The 19,935-nt window shown below is 42.6% G+C and carries 18 protein-coding genes; 12 read left to right on the forward strand and 6 right to left on the reverse strand.

The window, feature by feature from the left end; genetic code table 11:
- Positions 1–92 precede the first annotated feature (92 nt).
- Together BUC10_RS05915 and lysS are read left to right on the forward strand one after the other, a co-directional pair.
- Positions 93–650, forward strand: a complete 558-nt coding sequence (locus tag BUC10_RS05915; protein WP_073177249.1) for a thioredoxin family protein — start codon at positions 93–95, stop codon at positions 648–650.
- A gap of 49 nt (positions 651–699) precedes the next feature.
- Positions 700–2,391 carry a lysine--tRNA ligase gene (gene lysS, locus BUC10_RS05920; RefSeq protein ID WP_073177252.1) on the forward strand — a complete coding sequence of 564 codons (1,692 nt, stop codon included), beginning with the start codon at positions 700–702 and terminating at the stop codon, positions 2,389–2,391.
- Here the strand turns inward: lysS and BUC10_RS05925 are convergent.
- Entirely contained in the window at positions 2,380–2,928 is a 549-nt protein-coding gene (locus BUC10_RS05925; RefSeq protein WP_073177255.1) for an RNA polymerase sigma factor, read from the reverse strand. The genes lysS and BUC10_RS05925 overlap by 12 nt on opposite strands.
- Positions 2,929–3,018: 90 nt before the next feature.
- Here BUC10_RS05925 and BUC10_RS05930 point away from each other — a divergent pair, with 90 nt between their 5' ends.
- The 3 genes from BUC10_RS05930 to BUC10_RS05940 all read left to right on the forward strand — a co-directional run bounded on the left by BUC10_RS05930 (position 3,019) and on the right by BUC10_RS05940 (position 9,060).
- On the forward strand, positions 3,019–4,179 hold the full coding sequence (locus tag BUC10_RS05930) for a FecR family protein (RefSeq protein ID WP_165614863.1): 1,161 nt from the start codon (positions 3,019–3,021) through the stop codon (positions 4,177–4,179).
- A gap of 79 nt (positions 4,180–4,258) precedes the next feature.
- Positions 4,259–7,507, forward strand: coding sequence for a TonB-dependent receptor (locus BUC10_RS05935; RefSeq protein ID WP_245812790.1), 3,249 nt, complete (start codon positions 4,259–4,261; stop codon positions 7,505–7,507).
- A gap of 122 nt (positions 7,508–7,629) precedes the next feature.
- Positions 7,630–9,060 carry an SLC13 family permease gene (locus BUC10_RS05940; protein WP_073177259.1) on the forward strand — a complete coding sequence of 477 codons (1,431 nt, stop codon included), beginning with the start codon at positions 7,630–7,632 and terminating at the stop codon, positions 9,058–9,060.
- A gap of 71 nt (positions 9,061–9,131) precedes the next feature.
- Here BUC10_RS05940 and BUC10_RS05945 read toward each other — a convergent pair whose 3' ends face one another.
- Both BUC10_RS05945 and BUC10_RS05950 read right to left on the reverse strand, forming a co-directional pair.
- Positions 9,132–9,431: a hypothetical protein gene (locus tag BUC10_RS05945; RefSeq protein ID WP_073177261.1), complete on the reverse strand. Its 300-nt coding sequence runs from the start codon at positions 9,429–9,431 to the stop codon at positions 9,132–9,134.
- 356 nt (positions 9,432–9,787) lie between these two features.
- Positions 9,788–10,519, reverse strand: coding sequence for a hypothetical protein (locus tag BUC10_RS05950; protein ID WP_131819053.1), 732 nt, complete (start codon positions 10,517–10,519; stop codon positions 9,788–9,790).
- A 267-nt stretch (positions 10,520–10,786) separates the two neighbouring features.
- On the opposite strand from BUC10_RS05950, the gene BUC10_RS05955 reads away from it, so the two are divergent.
- From BUC10_RS05955 to BUC10_RS05985, 7 genes are all read left to right on the forward strand, one after another.
- Positions 10,787–13,285, forward strand: a complete 2,499-nt coding sequence (locus tag BUC10_RS05955) for a zinc-dependent metalloprotease (RefSeq protein ID WP_073177265.1) — start codon at positions 10,787–10,789, stop codon at positions 13,283–13,285.
- Positions 13,286–13,458: 173 nt separating this feature from the next.
- Positions 13,459–13,647 carry a hypothetical protein gene (locus tag BUC10_RS05960; RefSeq protein WP_073177268.1) on the forward strand — a complete coding sequence of 63 codons (189 nt, stop codon included), beginning with the start codon at positions 13,459–13,461 and terminating at the stop codon, positions 13,645–13,647.
- 106 nt (positions 13,648–13,753) lie between these two features.
- Complete coding sequence (locus BUC10_RS05965) at positions 13,754–14,200, forward strand: hypothetical protein (RefSeq protein ID WP_073177282.1); 447 nt, start codon at positions 13,754–13,756, stop codon at positions 14,198–14,200.
- A 170-nt stretch (positions 14,201–14,370) separates the two neighbouring features.
- Entirely contained in the window at positions 14,371–15,189 is an 819-nt protein-coding gene (locus tag BUC10_RS05970) for an SH3 domain-containing protein (RefSeq protein WP_073177285.1), read from the forward strand.
- 99 nt (positions 15,190–15,288) lie between these two features.
- Positions 15,289–15,897: a transcriptional regulator gene (locus tag BUC10_RS05975; RefSeq protein WP_073177287.1), complete on the forward strand. Its 609-nt coding sequence runs from the start codon at positions 15,289–15,291 to the stop codon at positions 15,895–15,897.
- The gene (locus tag BUC10_RS05980) at positions 15,894–16,616 is read left to right on the forward strand and encodes a DUF3307 domain-containing protein (protein ID WP_073177290.1); all 723 of its coding nucleotides are present in this window, start codon (positions 15,894–15,896) and stop codon (positions 16,614–16,616) included. The genes BUC10_RS05975 and BUC10_RS05980 overlap by 4 nt, the downstream gene beginning before the upstream one ends.
- Before the next feature lie 162 nt (positions 16,617–16,778).
- Positions 16,779–18,101, forward strand: coding sequence for a vanadium-dependent haloperoxidase (locus tag BUC10_RS05985; RefSeq protein WP_084732566.1), 1,323 nt, complete (start codon positions 16,779–16,781; stop codon positions 18,099–18,101).
- A 45-nt stretch (positions 18,102–18,146) separates the two neighbouring features.
- Here BUC10_RS05985 and BUC10_RS05990 read toward each other — a convergent pair whose 3' ends face one another.
- From BUC10_RS05990 to BUC10_RS06000, 3 genes are read right to left on the reverse strand one after another with little or no spacing between them, the layout of a single operon-like run.
- Positions 18,147–18,983 (reverse strand): SDR family oxidoreductase, encoded by an 837-nt coding sequence (locus BUC10_RS05990; protein WP_073177292.1) that lies wholly within the window; start codon positions 18,981–18,983, stop codon positions 18,147–18,149.
- Positions 18,984–19,008: 25 nt separating this feature from the next.
- The gene (locus BUC10_RS05995) at positions 19,009–19,488 is read right to left on the reverse strand and encodes an anthrone oxygenase family protein (RefSeq protein WP_073177294.1); all 480 of its coding nucleotides are present in this window, start codon (positions 19,486–19,488) and stop codon (positions 19,009–19,011) included.
- 21 nt (positions 19,489–19,509) lie between these two features.
- Positions 19,510–19,917 (reverse strand): DUF5367 family protein, encoded by a 408-nt coding sequence (locus BUC10_RS06000; RefSeq protein WP_073177296.1) that lies wholly within the window; start codon positions 19,915–19,917, stop codon positions 19,510–19,512.
- Between the last annotated feature and the right edge of the window lie 18 nt (positions 19,918–19,935).

Consider the following 19,935-nt stretch of genomic DNA (forward strand, 5'->3'; position numbering starts at 1 on the left):
CCTAGGGTCTAGTCCCGATTTCCATCCTACAAAACGGTCACCAAATCAGTATTTAAAGCAATTTTCAGTCCATAATTCTAAACTGAAAACGCATGAAAACCATTATTGCAAGCTTATTTCTGATAAGCACAATGTTCACCTATTCCCAAAGTCTAAATCAGGAAATCCTGCTCGAAGACGGCAAACAATTTCTGCTAGGAAAAATTGATTTGGAAGGCCTGCAAAGCAGTCCCTATGAAACTTGGTTCAACAGCGGGTTTGATGCCTACCAAGTTGATCAAACATTAGTAGCACTTTTTAAGGAAGGTCTTAACGACCATTACATAAAACTTTTTCTCGGCACCTGGTGCGGCGACAGTAAAAGAGAAGTCCCCAGATTTTTAAAAATCCTCAAGGCGGCCAATTTCCCCATGGAAAATATCGAAATTGTAGCATTGGACAGAAGAAAGGGCAAGGTAAAGACCAGTCCTACCAAGGAGGAAAAAGGACTGAACATTATTCGGGTTCCCACGATGTTGTTTTATAAAAATGGGGTAGAGTCCAACCGCATCGTTGAAAGTCCTATTACCTCGTTAGAAGAGGATATCGCGGAAATTGTCCATGGCAAGCCCTATACACCCAATTATACTACAATAAACAAGACAGACTAAGGAATTAAAGCGCAAAAGTGTAATTTTGCGCTTTAATTTTTTATCGACTATGCAACTATCGGAACAGGAAATCGTTCGAAGGGAAAAACTATCAAGACTGCGGGATTTGGGAATCAACCCTTATCCAGCCGCACTTTATCCAGTGGATGCTACTTCCAAGAGCATCAAAAACGATTTTGAAGAAGGAAAACAGGTTGTGATTTCCGGTAGATTGATGTCTCGAAGAATTCAGGGCAAGGCTTCATTTGCCGAGCTTCAGGATAGCGAAGGACGCATTCAGGTATATTTCAACAGGGATGAGATATGTCCCGATGACGACAAGACCCACTACAATGAGGTCTACAAAAAATTACTTGATATAGGGGATATCATCGGAGTTGAAGGCGAACTCTTTACCACCCAGGTTGGAGAAAAAACCGTCATGGTTAAAAACTTTAGCCTATTGAGCAAGGCGCTAAGACCTTTACCACTTCCAAAAGTAGATGCTGACGGAAAGGTTTACGACGAATTCAATGATCCCGAGCTTCGCTACCGTCAGCGTTACGTGGATTTGGTGGTCAACCCATCCGTCAAGGAAACCTTTGTAAAGCGCACAAAAATCACCAACAGTATTCGTGAGTTTTACAATGAACGGGGTTATTTGGAGGTAGAGACCCCTATTTTGCAACCAATTCCGGGAGGAGCTGCGGCCAGACCGTTTTTGACGCATCACAATGCCCTGAACATTCCGCTCTATCTAAGAATTGCCAACGAGCTTTACCTAAAAAGGTTGATTGTAGGTGGCTTTGATGGTGTTTATGAATTCTCCAAGGATTTTAGGAACGAAGGAATGGATCGTACCCATAATCCCGAGTTCACGGTCATGGAGCTCTACGTGGCCTATAAAGATTACAACTGGATGATGGAAACTACCGAACAGTTGTTGGAAAAAATTGCATTGGATGCCAATGGTAGCACCAAAGTAACAGTTGGGGAAAACGAAATTGAGTTTAAGGCACCGTATGCCCGGGTTCCCATTTTGGAGGCCATTAAAATCCATACGGGTCATGATGTAGCTGGAATGGACGAAAACCAACTTCGTGAAGTGGCCCGAAAACTGGAAATTGAAGTGGATGAAACCATGGGTGTGGGCAAACTGATCGATGAGATTTTTGGCGAAAAGTGCGAACACCACTATGTTCAACCCACCTTCATCACGGATTATCCAAAGGAGATGAGTCCCTTGACCAAAGAACATCGCAGCAACCCTGCCCTGACCGAACGTTTTGAATTGATGGTCAACGGCAAGGAATTGGCAAACGCTTATTCCGAGTTGAACGATCCCATTGATCAACGGGAACGTTTTGAGGAGCAATTGAAACTATCCGAGAAAGGGGATGACGAAGCCATGTTTATCGACCAGGATTTTCTCCGGGCATTGGAATATGGAATGCCACCTACCTCTGGAATTGGAATTGGCATTGACCGTTTGGTGATGCTAATGACCAACAATTCATCAATTCAGGAAGTACTCTTCTTCCCGCAAATGCGACCTGAGAAAAAAGCTGTTGAGCTTACAGAAGAGGAAAAAGCCATCATGGACATTCTTAAGCCAAACGGGGAAATGCCTTTGGCGGACCTGAAATCACAGGCGGGCCTGAGTGGAAAAAAATGGGACAAGAGCACCAAGAATTTGGCCAAATTAGGGTTGTTTGAAGTGGAAAAGAATAATGAAGGACTGTTTGCTAAATTAAAACAGTAGCATTGAAGCATTCTCTCGAATAATTTTAAGGGCCTTTGACATCTGATTTTCAACCGTTTTTATTGAGATTCCCATGTCCTGCGCTATTTCCCTATACTTGCGCCGCTCCAATTTGTTCATGATGAATATTTCCTTGCACTTGGGGGGTAATTTATCAAGAAGTTCATCCAACTTGAGTCGAGCTGCCTTAGCATGCACCTCTTCCTCCTCTTTTTTCTCAAAATAGCTGTCGTAAATGGTGTCCCACCTAATTTTGTCCAATAGGTCGGGTTGTCTTTTCTCTTTCCGAATGTGCTGGAGAAACTGGTTGTGGCAAGATCGAAACAAGTACCCTTTCAAAGACCCGGTAATAGTGATCTCCTCCCTCTTCTCCCAAATGCGCACCATCACCTCCTGAACCATGTCTTTGGATAGATTACGGTTACCGCTCAACTTGAAGATATAGTTGCACAGCCAATCATAATAATGATCAAAGAGGTATTCAAAGGCTTGAATATCCCCTTGCTTGATTTTGGCTATGAGTACCGGTTCTTCCATGATTCGTTTGAACGGACTAAAAGTAAAAAAATAAAATAAATAGGGGTTTTTTGCTCATTCGGCATCTTTATAACATATCAAATGGCAAAAATGCAAGACAAGAATGTTTTAATTGAAAAGTTCCTATCCAGAACAATTTCAAAAAAAGAGCGCAAAATCCTTAAAAAATGGGTGCTTCAGAACAAGGAGAACCTTTCCGTTTTTAGAGCGGAAATCAGAAAAAGATCAGAAGGCACGCTCTACCACCATTTTGATGGAAGTCAGGCCTTTGAATCATTTTTGGACACCATCAACAAAAAGCAGACGAGAACAAAACAATACCGGAGCATCTTTAGATATGCTGCCATGGTCGCCCTACTTCTTACAGTTGGGTATATAACCTATCAATACAATGTTTCCGAAGAACCTCAGCAGCAGTTGACCAACACTTCTGAAAAAGAACTGGAAAACAATATTGTTATTTCTTTGGCCGATGGAACACAGCAAGTGGTCACTACGGACAGCGAAACCTTATTGACGGATAAAAATGGAAACATCGTAGCCAAAAAAGAAGGACAAGGATTGGATTTTAGTGGCCAGCAAAGTACCGTCAGCAAACCAGTTTTTAATGAAATCTATGTGCCTTACGGTCAAACCTTCAAGCTCACCCTATCCGATGGCACCAAAGTTTGGTTAAATGCCGGAACGAGGCTCCGTTTTCCGCAAAATCTTAAGACCGCTTCGCAAAATAGAGTTGTTTATTTAGAGGGTGAAGCCTTTTTTGATGTAACCAAGGACAAAAAAAGACCCTTCATTGTCAACGCTCAGAACATAGACATCCGGGTTTTGGGGACCCAGTTCAATGTATCCGCCTATGAATCGGATGACAATATCGCCACTACCTTGGTGGAAGGCGCGGTCAATGTTTATGAAAACTCCAATCCGGATACCAAAATTGCACTGAGCCCCAATTATCAGGCATCGTTTTTAAAAGGAAACGGAGTATTTGAGAAACAAAAGGTGGATACCCGCATCTTCACCAGCTGGATGGAGCGCAAATTGATCATAGACAACCTTTCTTTTGGACAGATTCTTAAGAAACTTGAAAGGTCACACAACGTAACCATTGTCAACAATGCATCACATTTGAACAATGAGATATTCAAGGGGGAATTCGATAATGAAAGAATTGAGAATATCCTTAACACCATTGCTTCAAGTACACCATTTAACTATACCATTCAAAACAATGTAATCACTATCTCAAAATAGAAAGGGAAGGTGTTGCAGCACCTCCCCCAATATCAGATCGCTAACAAGGATAATTATTAACAATCAAACATGTAAAATTATGAAAAAAAGCATGGTTTCGGGACTGATCCGTTTTCAGGAGATTCCCGTTAAACGCAATTTGAAAATGAAGCTAAGTTTCTTACTGACTTTCTTTATGATTTGCCAACTAACTGCGAGTACGGTTTACGCGCAGAAAAAAGTACGTTTTGATTTTGAAAACGTTCCCATGAAACAGGTGCTCAATGAAATCAAGAATCAATCGGGTTTTAAGTTTTTCTACAACGTAAAGGAGATTGACGATACCAAAAAAATCACCTTAAAAGCTTCAGATGAACGGGTGCTGGCGGTTATCGACCGTTTTGCGGACCAAGAACAATTACAATATGCCATTAACGGCAATCAAATTGTCTTAAAAAAGGACGATTCAGAAAAAACCAACAGTTCCAAAGAGGAAGCTCAACAGGAGATACGGGGCTCCGTAAAGGATGAACAGGGCAATCCTTTGGCGGGGGCCAATATTCTGGTCAAGGGCACAACAAATGGAACACAGGCCGATTTTGATGGCAACTACACCTTGGAAGTGGCCGATAGCAATGCAACACTTGTGGTATCTTATTTGGGTTTTAAGACAACAGAAGTAGCCATAGATGGGCAATCAGTTATTGACATTGTACTTCTTGAAGATGCCGCAAGATTGGAAGATGTGGTGGTTGTAGGTTCCAGAAACCCCAACAGAACGGCTACAGAGACCACTGTGCCTGTTGATGTTATAGATGTGGCTACCATTGCCAACCAAGGGCCACAGGTAAGCGTCAACCAAATCCTGAACTATGTCGCCCCTTCATTCACCTCCCAATCGCAAACAGTGTCCGATGGTACAGACCACATTGATCCTGCATCACTTCGTGGATTGGGGCCCGATCAGGTATTGGTATTGATTAATGGAAAACGCAGACATACAACTGCCCTCATCAACGTTAACGGAACTGTAGGCGCCGGTAGCGTGGGAACGGATATGAACGCCATTCCCGCGGCAGCCATACAGCGAATTGAGGTCTTAAGGGATGGGGCCGCTGCCCAATATGGTTCGGATGCCATCGCAGGGGTTATCAATATTGTGCTGAAAAAAGCCACTGGAAAACTTGATCTTTCCCTGACCACAGGTGCTAATTTCAGCGAAAACAGCAACCAGTTTGAGGGTGGAAGTGATGGCGAAAAGTTCCAGCTGGACGCCAACTACGGACTTCCCATAGGAGAACGTGGATATATTAATTTTACTGGGTCACTTTCTACTCGTGAACCTGCACTAAGAAACAAGGATTATGCGGGTGATATCTTTCAGGGCTTCCATGGTGCGGAGCGAATTTTTGCCGCCGGGGGAGGCACTGTAGCGGATATGACCCTTCAAGATTATGCCAATGCGGCCCAGGGCATAAGTTATCTAGATCAGGGTGTAAAAGACCAAATTGCGGGATTAAATTTAGCTGACGAGACCGATATAGGAACTTTTCGTGATTTGCTGGGATTTGACGCCGACGAAGATGAGCTTGCCGCTAGGGGTTTGACCCGAAAGGACTTCCGGTTTAAAGTAGGGACCTCTCGACTTAGAGAAGGTAAGTTCTTTGCAAACATGTCCATCCCGGTTTCGGAAACCACGGAGATCTATGGATTTGGTGGCATCAGCTATCGCCAAGGGTTAGCTTCCGGTTTTTATAGAAGACCGGCCCAAGGGGATGGTCGTGCCAACACTCCGGCATTTCCAAATGGTTTTCTTCCCAATATCGGCACGGATATCCTGGATCAGTCCTTGGCTATCGGAATTAAAGGTAAAATTAACGAGTGGGATGTAGATTTCTCCAACACCTATGGGAAGAACACCTTTGACATTACCGTGGGCAATTCAAGCAACGGAACTCTAGGGGTAGCCACACCAAGATCTTTTGATGCGGGGGGCCTTGGCTTTAGCCAAAACACCACCAACTTGGATTTCAACCGTTTTTACGAAGATATCTTTGAAGGTTTCAACGCTGCATTTGGGGCAGAATACAAGGTAGAAAAGTATGAGATCATCGCAGGGGAAGAATCGTCTTATACCAGCTATGATATCAATGGCAACCCCGTAACCAGTGTGACCCCTGATGATCAGTTGGTGCGAAATAATTTTACAGGTGCACCTCTTGGTGGAGGTGCCCAGGTGTTCAGAGGGTATGACCCAGGAAATGCCACTGAAAAATTTCGGAACAACATTTCTTTATATGCCGATTTTGAAGCGGATTTTACGGAAAGTTGGTTACTAAGTCTGGCCGGGCGCTATGAAAACTATTCCGATTTTGGCAGCACCTTCAACTACAAATTGGCCACCAGATTAAAATTATCTGAAAATCTGGCGCTAAGGGCCGCAAGCAGCTCAGGTTTTAGGGCACCTTCACTGCACCAGCAGTTTTTCAGTCGTACCAGTACCGTTTTTGTGGACAACGTACCTTTCGAACAGGGTACATTTACCAATGATAGCAGGGCGGCAGCCTTGATTGGAATCGATAAGCTCAAGGAAGAAACTTCCAACAGTTTTAGTGCCGGACTTACCGGAAAATTCGGGGACTTTTCCATTACCGTGGACGGGTACCTTATCAATATAGATGATAGAATCGTATACAGCGGCAGCTTCGGCAATGGGGGAGATCCAGAACTGACGGCCATATTTGAAGCCGCTGGCGCCACCAGTGCCCGCTTCTTTGTGAACGCCATAGACACCAAATCATCTGGGGTGGATGTTGTATTATCCCATAAGACCAATTGGGGGGACGCCATTCTTAAAAATGATTTTGCAGCCAACTTTAACAAGACCGAGATCGAAGATATTTTTGTTCCCGAACTTATCGCCAATGCAGGTCTTAGCGGTTCGTTCTTTGATGGACAGGAAGAAGCCTTTTTAACCTTGGCCCAACCACGGACCAAATTGAATCTTACCAATTTGGTTTCCTATAATTCCTGGGACTTTCTATTGCGAAATGTGTTTTTTGGCGAGGTGACAGATCCGGACGATTTCAATGGAGATGCCCGGGTGGATGGCACTCCAGTAAGTGATGACGCCGTTTATGGAGGAAAGTTGATTACTGATCTAACCGTTACCAAGACATTGACCGATGGTCTATCATTGACTGTAGGAGCCAATAACCTCTTCGATGTTTATCCTGATGAGAATCGGGAAGGTGGTACCTCTGGAGACCAATTTGTGTACTCTAGGAGAACCTCACAATTTGGATATAGTGGAAGGTATCTTTTCGCAAGATTAAGATTTAGTCTTTAAGAAGCTTTTTAATGCTTTTGAATTAGTTGAGTTTTAGTTTATCGCAAAAACCTTCCCATTTCGGGAAGGTTTTTTCATTGGTACAAAGACCCTATCTTTAGCTTTTTCAAGACATACCACTAATGGAAAAATCCAAAATCACTGGACTGATTCTAGGCCCCATAGCCTTTTTCATTTTAACCAACCTTCCCTTTAATTTAGTGTCCGAGACAGGAGACCCCGTAATAGCCGTAGCGGTCTGGATGCTTATCTGGTGGATAACTGAAGCGGTTTCCATTACGGTCACGGCGCTGTTGCCCTTGTTGTTATTTCCCATTTTAAAAGTGTTGCCCATAGCAGAGGTAGGCGCCAATTACGGCAGCCCAATCGTTTTCCTGTTCTTCGGGGGATTTGTCATGGCACTCGCTCTGGAGAAAGTGAATTTGCACAAACGAATTGCCTTGAACATTATTCGTCTTACTGGTACTACGCCGAACAAGGTAGTGCTTGGTTTTATGATCGCAACGGGCTCTTTAAGCATGTGGATCAGCAATACTGCCAGTACCGTGGTGATGCTCCCCATTGCGCTTTCGGTCATTAATTTATTGATCAATGATGAGGACGGATTCACCAAGAACGATAGAAATTTTGCCCTTAGTGTAATGCTGGGAATTGCCTTTTCAGCCAATGCAGGTGGAGTTGCAACGGTAATTGGCACACCTCCCAACTCTGTGTTGATTGGTCTTTTGGAGAATGAATACAATATTGAGATTTCCTTTTTGCGATGGATGACGTTGGGACTGCCCTTTTCCATTATTATGGTAGGGATTTGTTATGTGGTGCTCGTGAAGTGGATGTACCCAAATAGGGGGTTGCAGTTTAATGCTTCCAAGGAAGTGATTCAAACCGAATTGCAGAAATTAGGGCCAACCTCTGGAAAGGAAAAGATGGTTCTGGCGATATTCGGCATAACCGTGTTCCTTTGGATTTTCCGGACCTTGATCAATAGTATTTTCCCAAGTCTGGGATTATCCGATACCATGATCAGTATTTTTGCCGCCATAACCCTCTTTGCGGTGCCCTACAATATTAAAAAGGGTGATTTTATTATTCAATGGGGAGATACTTCAAAATTGGCCTGGGGAATACTAATTCTATTCGGTGGGGGATTGGCACTCGCTAAGGGAATGTCCACAAGCGGTATTGTGGATATGGTGGCCAATGCTATTGCTTCCAGCGATATAAGCATTCTATTGACCGCCTCGCTCCTGATACTGCTCATGCTTTTTATGACGGAATTGATGAGTAATGTGGCCCTGGTGGCCGTATTGGCCCCTGTGGTCGCAGGGATTGCGATAGGTCTGGATGTTCCGATACTTTACCTTTTGATACCGGTTACCATTGCCAGTAGCTGTGCTTTTATGCTGCCCATGGCCACACCGCCCAATGCCATAGTCTTTGCAAGCGGGTATGTAAAGGTACCGGAGATGGCCCGCGTTGGAGTAATATTGAATTTAATTGCCGTTGGATTATTGATCTTGGTATTCCAGTTTGTACTTCCACTTTTATTCTAATAAAAAACCCCTTCAAATTGAAGGGGTTCCTAACAAACTAACTAACTCAAAAAAATAGTAAGAAACTAACTTTACTGTATATACGGATCAAAACCTATTGGTAGATATCCGGATGTATCAAAATCTAATTCCAATTCTTCTGCCTCATCGATGTAATTGATGGATTCCAAAGAAAACTCTCCACAATATGGGTCAAAGTTTTCAGGAAGGTAAGGTGCGGTATCAAAACCTAAACCTAAATCATCCTCCTCAATAAATACCAAACTATTTACATCAAAGTGCTCCATGGGAGCGTTGTCCCTAGAATTCTTTGCAGCTGCATAAATAGTGGCTGCGGCAAAAAATATGACCAATGTATTTCTGATTTTCATAACCGTTGTTTTTTAATTTTATACAAAGATAAAACCGCAAAATGTGAAGTTTATTACAATTAGATTTTTGTTAACGGATGCTTTAAAACAAGGCAGAAATGAAGTTGTTAACAACTCTATTCAACCCTTATCGAAGTCGTAAAACCAACACATGTTTTTTGTCAGATTGATAGTGTTAAAAGGTTTTTTTTGCCGTTTGCACTTCATCGATCTCAATGTTATTTTTTTGTTAACCCGTTCCAAAAAATCCTTTTTAATATCCTTTTAAGAAAAGAAATACAAAAAGCCCTCCTTTGGAGGGCTTTTCATAACTAACTAACTCAAAAATTTGTAAAATGAAAATTACATCCTACGCACTAATCAACCCTAGTGTAGGGGTTAAAGTTTTCAGGTAGATACGCAGAGGTATCAAATCCTAAATCCATTTCTTCATGTTCCATATAATTGATGGAGGTGATTTCCAAAACTTCGCTGTAAGGATCAAACCCTTTTGGCAAAACATGCTCAAATCCTTCTCCCAATTCCCACTCCACATCGGTTTCAATGTATGGAATTGCATTTAGATCAACATAGGTTTCAAAAGGTGAGAATCCTTCAGGTAGATAATCCGTGGTGTCAAACCCTAGATCAATCTCCTCATCCTCCATATAATTGATGGAATGCACGTCAACAATCTCAGAATAGGCATCGAATTCCTCTGGTAAGTGTTCCGTGGAATCAAAATCCAGTTGAAGTTTGTTATCGTTTTCAATATATATGAGGGAATTCAAATCAAAATAAGTCTTGTATGGATTAAAATCCGAAGGAAGATAATCTGAGGTATCAAAACCTAGATCTATTTCCGAATCGTCCTCCAAGAACTCAATATCGTTCAAACTTAACTCATAGGATCCTTCATTCAGCAAACCGTAGAATCGGGAAGTCTCCTCACTTAACTCGGCACTAAGGTTAAGTACCGTAAAACTGTTCTCAAATGTACTGGCCTGCTCGGTCTTGGTTTCTACAACAGCAGCCGTACTTAGCTGGTCTTCTGCTACGGCGGAACTACTTAAGAGTACACATCCGTAAATCATTAATAACTTGTTCATTTTTGATTGAATTTTTTGATTGATGTTATATGCTTATAAGACTACCCTAATTTTAAATTGTTACAGCTTTTTTGATTTTTTTTAGAAAAAGAGATGCTTCACGAGCCCAGCTATAGGTGGGGTTTCAAGCCGAACCATCAGTAAAACGCAGGACTCCCGAAGATTCGTTATATCACGCAAAAAAATCAGAGTTAGTAATTATTTAACAGTCTGTATTCATGATTTTTAGGTTCTTTGAAGGCATTGAGAATACCTAATTGACCCAAAATGATTCAAAAATTACTGTTCAAAGCCCTTTTCGTCTTTTTATTGATCGGGGCTGTCCAAACCTCAGAAGCACAATTATTCAAGAAAAAAAAGAAATCCACCGAGCAGAAGGCTGCCGACAAACCCAAAAAAGGTGGTATCAAACCCTATGAAAAGGTAATTACCAAAGAAGCCAAAACCGATGAGGGACTTTTTCTGGTCCATCAGGTAGATGACAAACACTATTATGAAATTCCAGACTCCCTCTTCAACAGGGAGATGCTCATGGTGAGCCGTATTTCAAAAACGGCCACGGGAATAGGTTTCGGAGGTGGAAAAATCAATACCCAGGTGCTGCGTTGGGAGAAGAAACCAAAAAAAGTACTGCTACGCGTGGTCTCTTACGGCAATGTAGCTGCTGATTCGCTCCCCATACACGAGGCTGTGGTGAACTCCAACTTCGAACCCGTCCTTTTCGCTTTCAATATTAAAGCTCTTAACAAAAAAGATTCTTTAAATCCGGCGACGGTGATTGAAGTAGATCCTTTGTTCACCAAAGATGTTAATGCCCTGGGCATGCCAGATAACCGCAGAAAGCAATTTAAAGTGAGTCGATTGGATGGCGACCGCAGTTATATTGAAGCGATCAAGAGCTATCCGCTCAACATAGAAGCGCGACACGTAAAAACATATGTGGCCAAAGAGCCACCGAGCAACCAAAGTTTGGGTTCCGTATCCATTGAAATCAACAATTCCATGATCTTGCTGCCAGAGGAACCTATGAAAAGGCGCTATTTTGATGAACGTGTAGGTTGGTTTGCCCGAGGGCAGGTAGATTATGGCCTTGAGGCCCAAGAAAGTAAAACAGTGCGCTATTTAGATCGCTGGCGATTAGAGGTCAAAAACGAAGATCTTGAAAAATACAAAGCAGGCGAATTGGTGGAACCCAAGAAACCTATCATATATTATATAGACCGCGCCACGCCGAAAAAGTGGGTCCCCTATATCAAACAAGGTGTAGAGGACTGGCAGGTTGCATTTGAAGCCGCCGGTTTTAAGAATGCTATCCTTGCCAAGGATCCGCCTACAGAAGAGGAAGACCCGGAATGGTCTCCAGAAGATGTACGATATTCCGTGGTTAGGTACCTGGCTTCCCCCATACCCAATGCCAATGGTCCCCACGTAAGTGATCCGCGGAGTGGGGAAATTTTAGAATCCGATATCAATTGGTACCACAACGTGATGACCTTGTTGCGCAATTGGTTCTTTGTACAAACAGCCGCCATTAATCCTGACGCCCAAAATGTCGCGTTTAAGGATGAGATTATGGGGCGATTAATCAGGTTTGTGTCCGCACACGAAGTTGGGCATACCTTAGGTCTTCCCCACAACATGGGAAGTAGTGCCGCCTATCCGGTAGATTCTTTGCGTTCTGCCAGTTTTACCAAAAAGCATGGGACCGCTCCGTCTATTATGGATTACGCCCGATTTAATTACGTGGCTCAACCTGGAGACGGTGATGTAGCGCTAATGCCTAATATAGGTGTGTATGACAAATATTCAATTCGTTGGGGATATAAACCCATCCTTGATATTTCGGCAGAAGAAGAGAAACCTATTTTAAACGGTTGGATACGCCAACATGAAAATGACCCGATGTACCGTTTTGGGCATCAACAGATTGGCGATATCCATGATCCAAGCTCCCAAACCGAAGATTTGGGCGATGATGCAATCAAGGCCAGTATGTACGGCATTGAAAACCTAAAGCGCATTGTTCCAAGGCTCGGCGAATGGACCACGGAGGATGGTAAAAACTACGATGACCTCGAAACCTTATATGGTCAGGTTTTGGCACAATATAGAAGGTATATGGGCCATGTTTCCAACAATATAGGAGGTGTATATGAGCATCACAAAACCTCAGATCAAATTGGTGCGGTATATACCCATGTAAGCAAAGAGCATCAGAAAAACTGCATGTCCTTTATACAAGAGCAACTGTTTAAAACTCCGAAGTGGCTCATAGACCAGGACATTATCAGTAAAACGGAATACTCAGGATCAGTGGAGCGCATTCGGGCTACACAGGTTCGTTACCTTAATACCATATTACACTTGGGAAAATTGGCCCGTGTAATTGAAAATGAAACCTTAAATGGCAACGAGGCCTATGGCCTATTGGAAATGATGCGGGATTTAAGAAGAGGCCTCTGGTCCGAAACAAGAAGTGGAAGAAGTATAGACACCTATAGGAGAAACCTTCAAAAAGCACATATAGACCGATTGGAGTATTTAATGACTGCAAAAAATCAAGGAAAGTTGTCCGACTTTGGTGGATACAGGAAATCCACAGCCGTCAACACCAGTCAGTCGGATATTCGCTCTGTCGCACGTGGGGAACTCAACAACCTCAAGAAAGATATCAGAAACGGGTTGAGCCGCACGTCCGATACCATGAGCAGATATCATTTGCAAGATGCCCTAGATCGGATAGACAAGATTTTAGACCCTAGTTAGATCTTAATCAGTAGGAATATACCACTATAAATGGCCTTTTTTGGACAGACCCTGCATTTTGTCGGTTATACCATACATTTTGTCGGTTTCACATCTAAAAAAGGTCATTTCACAACATATCATGGGCTTGCGCTAATGGTTTGTCTATTTTAGTAATCCCAAATCCTAAAATCATGACCTACAAATTCAAAAGCCTAATCTACTTCTGCTTTTTCCTCATTGCATCTACCATTTATTATGGGGTAGAACAATACGATAAATTTCAAGAACATCTTCGGACCAAAGAGTTGGTGGAAAACACCTTTGAAGATCATTTGGAACAGGAGGAAGTCCAAGAAAACAAAACTTTAGATCAGCAATAGGTCTTACGCTCAATCAAATTCTTAAAAGCTTCTTAAATGATGGTTTGGACATTAAACCATTGAACCCAACCTATGTCCAATTACCAAATCATTAAAATTTAAGCATATGAAACGATTAGCAGTAGTATTGATCTTGTTGATGTCAGTGGCCGCTTTTGCCCAAAAACATCAGGGTTCAAAAATGGGAAAAGGGTATAAAAATGACTTAACCACGGAACAATTGGCCACCCTCCATACCAAAAAAATGACCTTGGCCCTGGACCTTACCGACAGGCAGCAAAAACAAGTAATGGAAATCCATTTGGAGCAAGCCGAGGTGCGAAAAGCCAAACATGAGGAAATCAAAGCTAAAAAGGAAAGTGGAGAATGGAAAAAACCAACTTCCGATGAAAGATTTGAGATGGAGAATGCCCGTTTGGATCGTCAAATTGCCCATCATCAGAAAATGAAAGAGATCCTGGATGAAGAGCAATACCAAACTTGGAAGAAGCTCACGCTATTAAAAAGAAAGAACGGCAAAAAGAAAATGCAGGAGAGAGGAAGAAGAGGATAGTGTTTTTTGTTGATTTTAGAAGCCCCGCCTCGCCATGGACGGGGCTTCTTTTTTTATATTTTATTTCTCGTGGACCACGATTCATTAAATCTTAGTAAACCATTTTAACAGTTTTTGCCGTATATATTTCAACCTCCCTAAGGACTGTCCTAATCCTTAAAATTTGAAATATGAAAGCAATAAATTTATTTACAGTCCTGACCCTCCTATTTACTATAAATTTCACTAACGCACAAAATATCCCATGTTCCCAAGCCGAATGTGATTTCCAGAAGGGGGAGCAAGTGTATGTCTTTGGAAATGATGTGAAACTTCGTGCACAACCAAGTACCAGTTCTAAAGTTTTAGAACTGCTCAAAATTGGCGAATGGGTCGAAATTCTTGAAAAAACCGAATTCTCCTGGCCATATCGGGGTTTTGAATCTCCATTTTACAAGGTTAAATATGATCAAGCTACAGGTTATATCCTAGGTGGATTATTATCTGGAAAGAGAAAGACCCTGAATGGAAAACATTATTATTTTGCGCTAGCCAAGGAGGGGGAACAGACCTTTATGAATGTGCGTCATGTGAAGAATGGAACCTATCACGAGAAAAAGGTTAGGTTAAAACATACGGATATCAGTATTAAGGTGTTGGATGATAAAGGTCTTCCCGGCCTTGACGGAATTCTATACCTTGACTATCTATCCGAAGCCTGTGGCGTAGAGTCGGGAGGAGTGTATCTATTTGTTCAAGGTGGGGACATCAGCAATATGGCTTCACTTTCCCGAGTCGCTGAAGCTGGGGTTTATTACCGTTCCGAACAGTTTATATTTCCCTTCGATAAAGGAGGTTTGCCCGATAAGGTCTTGTTTAAAAAAGAACAAGGAGAAGTGTTTGACGAGACCACGAATTGGACAAAAACTACGGTCGAAATTCGAGAGCTTAGTTGGGTTAATGGCGAGCTTGTTCCCAATTTTAGGCAAAAACCACCTTCTGCATTGTAATCCATCTCGATAATTATCGGCGATTTTACCGATATTCATAATTATCGGTGATTTTGCCGATATTTTTAATTATCGGTTATTTTACCGATATTTGTTGCAATGGATAAAACAATTGCAATTATCACCGGAGACATTATCAACTCCCGAAAGGCTACACCTTTGGTATGGCTACCCCATCTCAAAGAGGCCCTAAACGCCCATGGCAAGGAACCTCAGCAATGGGAAATTTACCGTGGGGATAGTTTTCAATTGGAAACGGCCCCAGAAAAAGCCTTGGAAATTGCCATTTACATCAAAAGTTGTTTAAAGCAGCAAAAAGGTATTGATGTCCGTATGGCCATAGGTCTAGGTGAAAAAAATTATTCCTCAGAAAAAATAACGGAATCTAATGGATCTGCGTTTATCCGATCTGGGGAATGTTTTGAAAATCTCAAAAAACAGACGCTGGCCCTAAAATCCAGTTCAGAAACTTGGGATAATACCATCAACCTCATGCTACAATTGGCATCCCTTAGTATGGACAATTGGTTACCGGCAACCTCAAGAATCGTAAAAACGGCCATGGAACACCCAAAGGCCAACCAAAATGAATTGGCCGCAATTTTGGACAATTCCCAGAGCAACATCAGCGAAGCCTTGTTGAGAGCCGGATTCGACGAGGTGCAAAAAATGATAGCCTATTATAAATCCCTATTCCCTAAATCATGACACTACTAGCCCTAAAACTTCTGTTGGCCCATTTTATTGGGGACTTTATGCTGCAACCCAGCCACTGGGTGGATGATAAGCTTCAAAAAAAATGGAAATCCAAATACCTCTACGCCCATATGGGCATTCATTTGGTAGCCCTATTACTTCTCCTCCAATTTCGGTATTTGGGACTCATCGCCTTGGTTATTGTAACCCACTATATTATTGATTTGGGAAAGTTGACCTTTACCAACAGCAAAAATTACCGTTGGCTCTTTGCTTTGGACCAAGTACTTCATCTTCTAATCCTGGCCATTGCCGTATACTGGGTCCACCCCTTTGAGATTGACTTATTTGAACTGTTTTCCGAAAAGAACCTGTTATTGCTCACCTTTTTGGTATTTGTAACCTTCGTTTCGGGTATTTTAATGCGGATGCTCTTGGCCCCATATATCGCTGAAGTCGTCAAGGATGATTCTGAAGAGGGTGGTTCCTTAAAAAACGCAGGGAAATATATAGGTATGTTGGAACGACTCTTTGTCTTTGGATTTATTTTGATGGGTCAATGGGCAGCCATTGGACTATTGATTGCCGCCAAATCAGTATTTCGTTTTGGGGACCTGAACAAGGGAAAAAACAGAAAGCTTACCGAATATGTTCTCATTGGCACTTTGCTAAGCTTTGGCCTCGCCATCCTCTCCGGCATGGCTTATACCCATTTGCTCAAAGTCCTTTAAAAAACAGCAATACTTTGCTGATTATTAGAATTTTAATGTAATTTAGGGCAAAGAAGTCTTCCCCCTTATTTAATAACACAAGCGTACTCTATTTGCTAATTCTTCCAGTGATACCAACAGGAAAAATTAGTCAATTGCTGCTGCGCTCAAATCCGTGAAGACATGAAAAATTCAATCTCGCCTTTTTATCCACTATTTGTTTTTGTGCTATGTGCATTTTTATGGTATGGCTGTTCCCCAAAAGAAGTTGATGTTACTAAATACAACCCCGAAGTCCTCAATGCTTGGAATCAAAAAATTATGGAAGTTGCTGTTGAGGAAGACGGTCTGCTCACCCTGAAAGGGCTTCGGACGACTTCAATGGTGCATATTGCCATTCATGATGCCTTAAACTCAATCGCTCCAGTATACCGCTCATATGCCTTTACGGAACCAAATGTGCAAGGCAACCCTACGGCAACTGCTGCCTATACCGCATATCTTGTGGCCATTTCCCAATATCCAGACAAAAAAGCTGAATTTGACAAACTACTTCATCTGTGGCTTCCAGACCCAGACGACCCCTACACCAATTCCAAAGCGCTTGCAAAAAAATCAATGGAAGCGGTGCTGGAAAAGCGCCAGCAAGATGCTTGGAACGGGGAAGCTGAATATACCTGGCATCCCATGGCACCAGGGGTGTATGCGGAGTTCAACGAACATAGTGGTACACCTGAAGGTTTTATTTTCGGTTCAGGTTGGGCCAAGGCCAAACCCTTTATGTTACCGTCATCAGATCATTTTCGTTCCCCACCGCCTCCGGAAATCCAAAGTGACGCTTATACCAGGGCGTTTAACGAAGTTAAAGCAGTTGGGGGTACCCAAAGTCAAACCCGTACTGTAGATCAAGCTCACTTGGCCATGTGGTGGAAAGATTTTGTAGAAAATTCCCATAATCGTTTGGTTAGGGAATTGGTCCAAAAAGAAAAGCTAAACCTATGGGAAGCCGCCCGACTTTATGCCCTTATGAACATGGCCGTGTATGATGCCTATGTCAATGTTTTTGACAACAAATTCCATTACAATCATTGGAGGCCTTATACTGCCATTCGTTGGGCCGAGCATGACGAAAATCCGGATACCGAACCCGATTTGGAGTGGAACAACCTGCACCAACACACTTACGCATTTCCATCCTATCCTTCGGCGCACGGTACTGCCAGTTCAGCCGCCATGAAAACCTTGGCCCATACTTTGGGAAAAGGGAACAACTATGAGTTTGTTATGGTAACCGGAGAAGTGGATAGTGCCGGACCGTTCTCAGAAAAAGTACAAATGGACCCTCCAACCCGTTCCTTTACCAGTTTTTCCCAAGCGGGATTGGAAGCCTCCATGTCACGAATTTATCTTGGTATCCATTTCCGATATGATTCGGAGGAAGGGCATCGATTAGGAACAGAAATTGGCAAGTTTGCGGTAGAAAATTTTCTGACACCTCTAAAATAGAAAAGCGGGCCTTTGAAGCCCGCTTTGTTTTAACTAAATGAATAACTATACCTCAACGGGCTGGTTCCAAACTCCTGTGGTAGCAGTTGCTTTTACATAGTCAGAAAAATCAATGGGTTTTCTACCCAATACCTTTTCGATATCGCGTTTAATGAGTTGGTTATTTGGATTGGTCAGCACTTCAGAAAACAAATAGTTGATCAACCAAACGTAATCCTCAGGAACACCTTGTTCTTCCATCGCCTTCACATAGGCAGGTAATGGAATGTGTGTAAAGGCAATTTCCCGTCCAGTTTCCTCAGCTATCTCATGAATAACCTCCCTGAATGTCAAGAGTCTGGGACCGGTCAACTCGTAGATTTCGCCATTGTGTTTCTCGTGCAACAAGGCTTCCACCGCTACAGCTGCAATATCGTCTGCGTCCACGTAAGGCACCTCCACATCGGCATGGGGCAGGGCCACAAATCCATGTTGGATAGGTTCCAAGAAAAAGCTTTCACTAAAATTCTGGTTAAACCAACTGGCCCTAACAATGGTATGCGCCAGACCAGAATTGATGACCACCTGCTCACACTTTTCCGCTTCTGTCTCCCCTTTTCCAGATAGTAGGACAACTTTCTCAATTTGATGTCTTTTAGCGGCCGCAACCAACCCTTGTATAGCTTCAAAAGCTCGTGGCACCGCCAAATCTGGTTGAAAGGTGATGTATACGCTATCCATCCCTTCAAGGGCTTGTTCCCAAGTTTGGGGTCGATCCCAATCAAATGCTGGGGTTTCACTGCGCGAACCAATACGTACATTATGTCCCAAACTTGTCAATTTTTCCGCTACCCTGCGGCCAGTTTTACCCTTACCGCCCAATACTAAAATGTTACTTTTCATGATATTTGATGTTATAGTTTATAAATTATTTTAAAATGCTGGCTACCACCAGAAGTCCAAAGGACATGATGGATGATATGATTCGTACCCGATGGTAGTTGTTCCAAGGTTTTTCAAATTTTTGTCGAAGTACACTTAACTCCTCTGGAGTCATTGCAAGCAAATCGGCTTTATCCAACAACTCATTCAAGGGTACGTTCCCAAAAATGGTCACCAGGGCCAATCCCAAGAAATATAACAAGGCAGCCGCAAGGCAAAGCCAAAGCGCAGTATTGGATTCCACCCTGTTTATGCACCCTGCCACGACCGACAAAAGGACGGGACCAAAAAACACGACGAAAAAGGTTGGATTTAGAATGCTTCGGTTCATGGATTGAAAGGACTGTAGATATACTGAGTCGCTAAGGTTTCCAATTCCCGGTGTCACCGCGTTACCCCAGGTAAAGCAGAGTCCCGCTGTTAATCCCGTTAAAATAATGGCTAAAAAAAGTGTAATGTTTCCCATGATGCTATGCTATATAGTTGACTATCCGTTTTTGATTGAAGTGTTCAAAGAAGGGCGTATTCTGAGATACCAATAAAGTGTGCAGGTTCCTAGAAATTCCAAGGCAATCAGCCAGAAGTCCAAAGAGCCAAAAAAGCTGGCGTAACTCCCTCCAAAGGGAATGATCAAAAGAGGAACCGTAATGAGGGCATCCAAACTTGCGCTTACTAATAGCATGACCAATCCCAGTTTAAGACCATGGGCAGTAGCTCCGTTGCGATAGTACAATCGAGCCCCTCTCCAGACCAAGAAGGGAACCACTAGGGCTAAGCCAATATTGGCTTGTAGATAAGGGTCTTCCAATATCGGAAGCATGTAAATCAATGAGAATGCAGACACCCCTAAAATCCAGATTAAAATGGCAATCCACAGTGCTTTTATTGTTTTCATTTCTTTCTATTTTTTAAT

The organism is Flagellimonas flava (assembly GCF_900129665.1).
GTDB classification, from domain to species: domain Bacteria; phylum Bacteroidota; class Bacteroidia; order Flavobacteriales; family Flavobacteriaceae; genus Flagellimonas; species Flagellimonas flava.